The sequence below is a fragment of the Streptomyces sp. NPDC008163 genome, assembly GCF_042956885.1.
GTDB classification, from domain to species: Bacteria; Actinomycetota; Actinomycetes; order Streptomycetales; family Streptomycetaceae; genus Streptomyces; species Streptomyces drozdowiczii_A.
The window spans coordinates 344,018-350,017 of sequence record NZ_JBIBHG010000011.1 but is presented as its reverse complement, the minus strand read 5'-3'; the positions used below and the strand labels follow the sequence as shown (position 1 = coordinate 350,017).

The 6,000-nt window shown below is 71.6% G+C and carries 6 protein-coding genes; 3 read left to right on the top strand and 3 right to left on the bottom strand.

Annotated features, from left to right (window positions below; translation table 11 throughout):
- Window positions 1–175: 175 nt before the first annotated feature.
- A complete protein-coding gene (locus ACFZAT_RS25000; RefSeq protein WP_391267246.1) occupies window positions 176–844 on the bottom strand; it encodes a TetR/AcrR family transcriptional regulator C-terminal domain-containing protein in 669 nt (222 codons plus the stop codon).
- A 57-nt stretch (window positions 845–901) separates the two neighbouring features.
- On the opposite strand from ACFZAT_RS25000, the gene ACFZAT_RS24995 reads away from it, so the two are divergent.
- From ACFZAT_RS24995 to ACFZAT_RS24985, 3 genes are all read left to right on the top strand, one after another.
- Window positions 902–2,350, top strand: a complete 1,449-nt coding sequence (locus tag ACFZAT_RS24995; RefSeq protein ID WP_391267242.1) for an MFS transporter — start codon at window positions 902–904, stop codon at window positions 2,348–2,350.
- The gene (locus ACFZAT_RS24990; RefSeq protein ID WP_391267240.1) at window positions 2,347–2,742 is read left to right on the top strand and encodes a cupin; all 396 of its coding nucleotides are present in this window, start codon (window positions 2,347–2,349) and stop codon (window positions 2,740–2,742) included. Before ACFZAT_RS24995 ends, ACFZAT_RS24990 begins: the two co-directional genes overlap by 4 nt.
- A 106-nt stretch (window positions 2,743–2,848) precedes the next feature.
- Window positions 2,849–3,157: a hypothetical protein gene (locus ACFZAT_RS24985; protein ID WP_391267237.1), complete on the top strand. Its 309-nt coding sequence runs from the start codon at window positions 2,849–2,851 to the stop codon at window positions 3,155–3,157.
- 16 nt (window positions 3,158–3,173) lie between these two features.
- On the opposite strand, the gene ACFZAT_RS24980 is transcribed toward ACFZAT_RS24985, so the two are convergent.
- Window positions 3,174–4,430 carry a hypothetical protein gene (locus tag ACFZAT_RS24980; protein WP_391267235.1) on the bottom strand — a complete coding sequence of 419 codons (1,257 nt, stop codon included), beginning with the start codon at window positions 4,428–4,430 and terminating at the stop codon, window positions 3,174–3,176.
- A 342-nt stretch (window positions 4,431–4,772) separates the two neighbouring features.
- Window positions 4,773–5,870 carry an SMI1/KNR4 family protein gene (locus ACFZAT_RS24975; protein WP_391267233.1) on the bottom strand — a complete coding sequence of 366 codons (1,098 nt, stop codon included), beginning with the start codon at window positions 5,868–5,870 and terminating at the stop codon, window positions 4,773–4,775.
- Window positions 5,871–6,000: the final 130 nt, after the last annotated feature.

The following is a 6,000-nucleotide window of genomic DNA, read 5'->3' as shown; positions in this document are numbered from 1 at the left end:
CCGCTACGACAAGACCGCCACCATCTACCTCGCCGGACTCCACATCGCCGCCATCTACATCTGGTCAGCAAGATGATCCGAAAGAAACTGCCTAGACCGTGTCCGGAAAGTCCGGTCGTACGCCCGCGGGCCAGACGGGACTTTCCGGACACGGCCCAGGGATTCGGGAGACCCCTCAACGCCCGGCCAACAGCCCCTCCACCAGGGCGTTGAGGCCGTCCCGGTAAGTATCCTCGGCCGTCAGCGGGGCCCAGCGTTCCGCTGACTGTGCGAGGCGGGGGAGCTCGTCCGGGTCGAGACCGGAGAAGACTTCCTCGCGGTACGTCGCACGGTCGTCCTCCGCACGCCGCCGGGCCGCCGTCCTCCGCACCACGATCTCCCCGGCGGTGTAGTACCAGATCGCGCGGTAGCCGTGCACGGCCCGGTCCAGGGACAGGCCGCCTTCGACCAGGCCGTCGACGATCTGCTCCACGAACCACAGCGCGCTCTTCGACATCAAGTCGTCGGCGGTCAGCACCTCCACGATCCAGGGGCAGGCGGCGAGCGCCTCGTGGATGGCTGTGGCGGCCGCGACGACCCGCTCGTGAGGGTCGGCGGAGAGTTCCGGGCGGTGCAGGGCGCGGACCGCGTAGTCGTCCAGCAGCAGGACGAGCAGTTCCTCCTTGTCGCGGACGTGGTGGTAGAGCGCCATGGCCGTACTGCCGACTTCCGTCGCCAGTCGCCGCATGGTCAGCCTGTTCACGCCCTCCTCCTCCACGATCCTGCGGGCCGTCCCGATGATCGCCTCGCGCGAGATTCGGGGGGGCCGGCCCGGGGTTCTGCGTGCTGCGGATGGTTGCGCCATGCCCCCATCATTCCTCAGCCGTCGACAACAGCGGATCCCGGCGCTACATTTTTATACATGTATAGAAACTCTCGTGGGAGGCCCGGCCTGGTGCTCGCGGCCGCCGTCGTCGCCCAGTTCGTCGTCGCCCTGGACATGTCCGTCGTCAATGTCGCCCTGCCCGCGATCCGCTCGGCGCTGGGATTCGCGCCGCTCGACCTGTCGTGGGTCGTGCACGTGTACGCGCTCGTGTTCGGCGGGTTCCTGCTGCTGGGGGGCCGTGCCGCCGATCTGTACGGCCGCCGCCGGATGTTCGTGCTGGGGCTGACCGTCTTCGGTCTGTGTTCGCTGGTCGGCGGACTGGCCCAGGAGCCCTGGCAGTTGATCGCCGTACGCGCCGGCCAGGGCCTGGGTGCGGCCGCGGCGGCGCCGGCCGCGCTGGCGATGCTCACCACCACCTTCACCGAAGGCCCGCAGCGGGTGCGCGCGTTGGGGGTGTGGAGCGCGGTGACCGCCGCGGGCGGAGCACTGGGCGTGCTGGCCGGTGGGCTGCTGACCGAGTACGCGGGCTGGCGCTGGGTCATGCTGATCAACCTGCCCATCGTCGCGGCGGCTCTCGCGCTCGTTCCGGCCGGCGTCCCGGCCGATGCCGTGCCCGCCCGGCGCGAGAAGCTGGACACGCTGGGCGCAGTCCTGGCGACGGGCGGCATCGGGCTGCTGGTCCTGGGGGTCGTCCGCACCGACACCTTGGGCTGGGGCGCCCCGGCCACCTGGACGACCCTCGCCGCCGCGGCCCTGCTGCTGGGCGCGTTCGTCTTCGCCGAAGCGAGGGTCGCCGCGCCGCTGCTGCGGCTCGGGCTGCTGCGCAGCCGGTGGGTCTCCGGGGCGAACGTGCTGGTGTTCCTGGCGGCGGCCGGGCAGTTCACGGCCTTCTACTTCGTGTCCCTGTACATGCAGCAGGTCCTCGGCATGGGAGCCGCCGCGACCGGCGCCGCGTTCCTGCCGTTCTCGCTGGGCCTGGTCGCGGGAACCGTCGTCGCCACCCGTCTGACCTCCTCCCGTACGCCCCGGGTGGCCCTCGTGCCCGGTGCGCTGCTGGCAGCGGCGGGCCTGGCCTGGTTCGCCCTCATCAGCCCCGGCGGCAGCTTCCTGGCCGACGTGCTCGGCCCGTCCCTCGTGACCAGCGTCGGCGCCGGGCTGGTCCTGGCCCCGGTCGCGGCGGCCGCGACGACGGGCGTCGCTCCGCACGAGGCCGGTATGGCCTCCGGCCTGATGAACAGCTCCCGCCAACTCGGCGGCTGCATCGGCCTGGCCGCCCTGGCCACCCTTGCCGCGCACCACACCGGCCCGACCACGGACCCCGTCGCACTGAACGACGGCTACGCCCTGGGCCTGGCCGTGGCCGCCGCCATCTTCGTACTCGCGGCCGCGGTGGCCATCGGGGTGCTGCCGCACGGCCGGACGGTCGCCCCCGTCCGGCGGTCCACCGAAACCATCGAGAACCAGTTGGAAGGAACCTCCTCATGACGACCACGACCGTCGATCTGTTCGCCTCCGCGCTGCATTTCCACCCCAACGGCGATCTCCGGGCCGCCGCACGGCAGATGACGAGCAGCGACTCCGGCGCCTGGCAGATCGCGACGTTCCATGTCGAGACCGACGCCGATGTGCACTCCGACCACTGGGAGATGCACCCGGAGGCCGAGGAGGCAGTGTGCTGTCTGACCGGCGGTATCCGCCTCCACCTCCGACCCGAAGCACCGGATGGTGCGGAGGACGTGGTGCGGCTGCCGGCAGGCGCCGCCGTCATCGTCCCCCGCGGCCGCTGGCACCGCCTGGAGCTGGAGGCACCCAGCGATCTGATGTCGATCACGCTGCGGAAGGGCACCCTCCTCGAAAGGCGTACCGAGGCGCGCTGACCGGACGCCAGCCCTGAGTAGCCGTACTCATGCGCGGTGCACTGGTGCGCGGGCACGATGCGCCGGGGGCTCACACGGGGCCGAGGCGGGGTGGGAAGTGGTGCGTGTGCGGCATGACGAGCCGTCAAAGGGCTTTCAGGTCGCGGCCGGATGCGTATGGCTCATCGTGGACGTGGCCCTGGTCGGCTATCTGCTGTTCCGCTACGCAATGACGGGGTGGTCGGAAAGCTACGACGACCCCGTCTATGCTGCTGCCGCCCCTGCGGAGGCACGACGCGCAGCGTGGATCGTCCTGAGCACCGCAGTCCTGAGCGGCGGCTTCCTCCTCCTTCGACGCTACTGGGTGACCGCTTTCCTGCAGATCCTCCTCACCGGAGCCGCAGCGGCGATGTTCGCTTCGCTCGCTGGACACTGATGGGCGTGGCCGGGGTTCAGACCCCGGTCAAGTCGTACGTGCCCGTACCGTCCTGTCTGCCGCTGGAGTACTGGCGTATGAACTCGCCGTCCGCGTAGCGGTCGTGGCCCATCATCGAGCCGGTGTACTTGTTCTGGACGCCGATCGACGTGCTGCCGGGGACGTCACGGTAGATGTAGAACCGCTGGAGGTCGTCCTCCGTGCAGGAGGCCGTCGTCAGGATCGCGCGTTCGGTGGAGGCGTCCGGTTCCGCGATGGTCGCGCAGCCGCCGTTGCCCCAGTTCCACAAGGTCGCTTCGAGGACGCCGTTGCTCTCCGTCACGTTGCACAGGCGCCAGTTGTCCAGGTGGGCGCTGAAGATGGAGGAGGGCCGCAGACGGACGCCGTCGTCAGCGAGAAGCGGTGCGCCCCAGGACAGGGGCTTTCCGGGTACCTCGATCTTGTACACGGGTGACTGGCAGTCGAGGGCGGCCTGCGCGGCGGCCCGGGGACGCTCGGCCGCGGGCTGCGCGGCGCGGTCCTGGCGCTGCCGCGCCGTCGGCGCGACCGCACCCGCCGGGTGCGCGGCCTTCGCGGTGGTCGAGCCGCAGTCGAGGAGACTCTGCGCCTTGGCCATGATGCTCCCTGCCGGAACCGGGTCCTGGCAGCGCACGGCGCCCTCTTCGAGGGTGGTGTACGTGGTGAAGGTCCCGCTGCCGGGGCCCTCGGCCCACCGGAGCGCCCAGCTGCCGTCGGACTGCTGGGCCCGGTTGCAGTTGAGGCTTCCGTAGGTGCCGGTGACCTTCTTGGTGCCCTTGTAGACGCCGTAGTAGCCGGGCTGGTTGAAGTTCCAGGTCACCGCGGTCGACACGGTGTTCGTGGTGGAGGACTCCATCTTGACGCTCAGGCCCACGGTCACGCCGGCCTTGTTGAGGGCGTCGACGGCGAAGCTCGCCTCGATCTTGTCGTCGAGGCCGACGGATACCGTGATGGTGGTCGCCGTGGTGGTGGTGACGGACTGCTCGCCGGTGGTGCCCTCCGTGACGTACCAGCCCTTGAAGTGGGTGATCGTCGGGGAGACTTCGGTGCTCTTGACGTACGGGTGGCGGGTGCCGAGGTCCGCCGCCGTACAGGCGTCGCCGGGCTGGGGCGAGGTCGCTCCGGCGGGTGCCGCGGCGGCCGGTGCGGCCGCCGCGGGGCCGATCGCGGTGACCGCCAGGGTCGCCGCCGCGGCGGTCACCGCGATGAGCAGACCGGCGGTGCGGCTGCCGGAGCGTAAGCGTATGTCTCGCATCGTTACGTGTTCCCCCTCGGATGTACGAGTCAGGTCGGGGTGAATGTAACGGCCACGGGAGTTGCGGCGTGAGGGCGTAACCGGCCAGAGAAGTGCCCTGAGCGGCCGGTACGCCGAGGCCGGATCACCGGTCGGACCGATCCTGCGGCCCGCGAGGCACCGGTCCTCGGCGGGCGGGCGTACGCCGTGCAGCCGCTGCACGGCGTACGCGGCCGCGATGTCGTCCTCGGGGAGGAGCGTGCGCACCGGGGGCCCGGCACCCCGGTGCGCACGGCCGCCCTCGGGCTCTCCCGGGTGACGCGGGGCACGGGGGCGGCACGCGGTCGCGCAGGACGGCTCCGGCTAGCGGCTCTGCCGGGCACCGTGGCGGCCGCTCACCACCGCGCGGACGGCCCGGTCGCCCCGGGGGTCGGCCATCAGCCGGGCGATGTCCCACCAGCGCAGCAGCAGCGCCGGGAAGTGCGGCGGGATCGCGTTCAGGAGGTCGTGGCCGAACCGTGCGCGGACGCTCTCGTGGCGCAGGGCGGTCCGGATGTCGTCGAAGGACGGTGGCCTGTGGCGTATCGCGGGCGGCAACGCGGCCTCGTACTCCGGCGCCAGCCCGCGCCCCGGCCGGGCCATGATGTTGCCGCGCAGCGCGGAGGCGACCTCGTCCTCCAACTCCTCCTGGACCTCCACGGCGCGCCCCCACCAGCGGTCCAGGAAGCCGGCGACGGCCTCCGGGTCGGTCAGGTCGAGCGCGTCGCGTCGCGCGTCGAACGCGTCGCGCTCGTCGCCGGGCAGGGCGTCCCTGATCGCGCCGAGGGTCCTGGCCGGGTGGCGCGGCGGGGCCTGCCCGAGGTGGCGCACCCACTGGTCGGCGCCCTCACCGTCCGGCGGTCCCCACACCAGGGCGCCGTTCAGCATGCCGGGCTTCTCCGGGCCCGCCGCCGTCAAGGGGGCTTCCAGGCTGATCGCCATGAGTTCGAGGTAGGCGGGCAGCGACGTGTACTCCCGCTCACGCTCCTCGTATCGGGTCCAGCGGTGTACCTCGCCGGTCCGGCCGTCGAGATAGAGGCCGGAGACGGTGTCGTCGGGGCCGCAGGAGCAGAACGGGATCCATGAGGGCTCCCAGAACGCCGGGCCGTCCTCGCCGAGTCCCTTCTCGATCTCCATCTGCCGCCGGTGGACGTCGGCCACGGCGTCGAGCGGCATCAGTGCCCAGTCGCCCAGCATCAGCCCCGAGCCGTTCACGCCGTCCTCACCGGCGGAGAGCCGCCACAGCGCTTTCAGCTCGTCCGGGACCTCGGCGCCCAAGGCCGCTTCCAGCGCGGCTGTTTCGTCGTCGGATGCGCCGGCCCGGAGGGACGCGTACGACGGCGGGGTGTACTCGGCGAGCCATTCCAGGATCTGGGCCCATGCCCGGGTGACCCGTGCGTCTGCCGGTGCGTCAGTAGTCATGCCCCCACGCTCGCATCACGCTCCGACCCGGCGTGGGGCGGGGCGGGCCAACGCCTGCGGAGGAATGGGCCATTCGCCCTGGGAGAATCGATTCGACGGCCCCCGATCGAGGGAAGCCGTGTTGGCTCCC

Bases quoted from the DNA above. Each gene is read 5' to 3' on its own strand.
- ACFZAT_RS24975 (WP_391267233.1), bottom strand. From the start codon at position 5,870: ATGACTACTGACGCACCGGCAGACGCACGGGTCACCCGGGCATGGGCC.
- ACFZAT_RS25000 (WP_391267246.1), bottom strand. From the start codon at position 844: ATGGCGCAACCATCCGCAGCACGCAGAACCCCGGGCCGGCCCCCCCGA.
- ACFZAT_RS24980 (WP_391267235.1), bottom strand. From the start codon at position 4,430: ATGCGAGACATACGCTTACGCTCCGGCAGCCGCACCGCCGGTCTGCTC.
- ACFZAT_RS24990 (WP_391267240.1), top strand. From the start codon at position 2,347: ATGACGACCACGACCGTCGATCTGTTCGCCTCCGCGCTGCATTTCCAC.
- ACFZAT_RS24995 (WP_391267242.1), top strand. From the start codon at position 902: ATGTATAGAAACTCTCGTGGGAGGCCCGGCCTGGTGCTCGCGGCCGCC.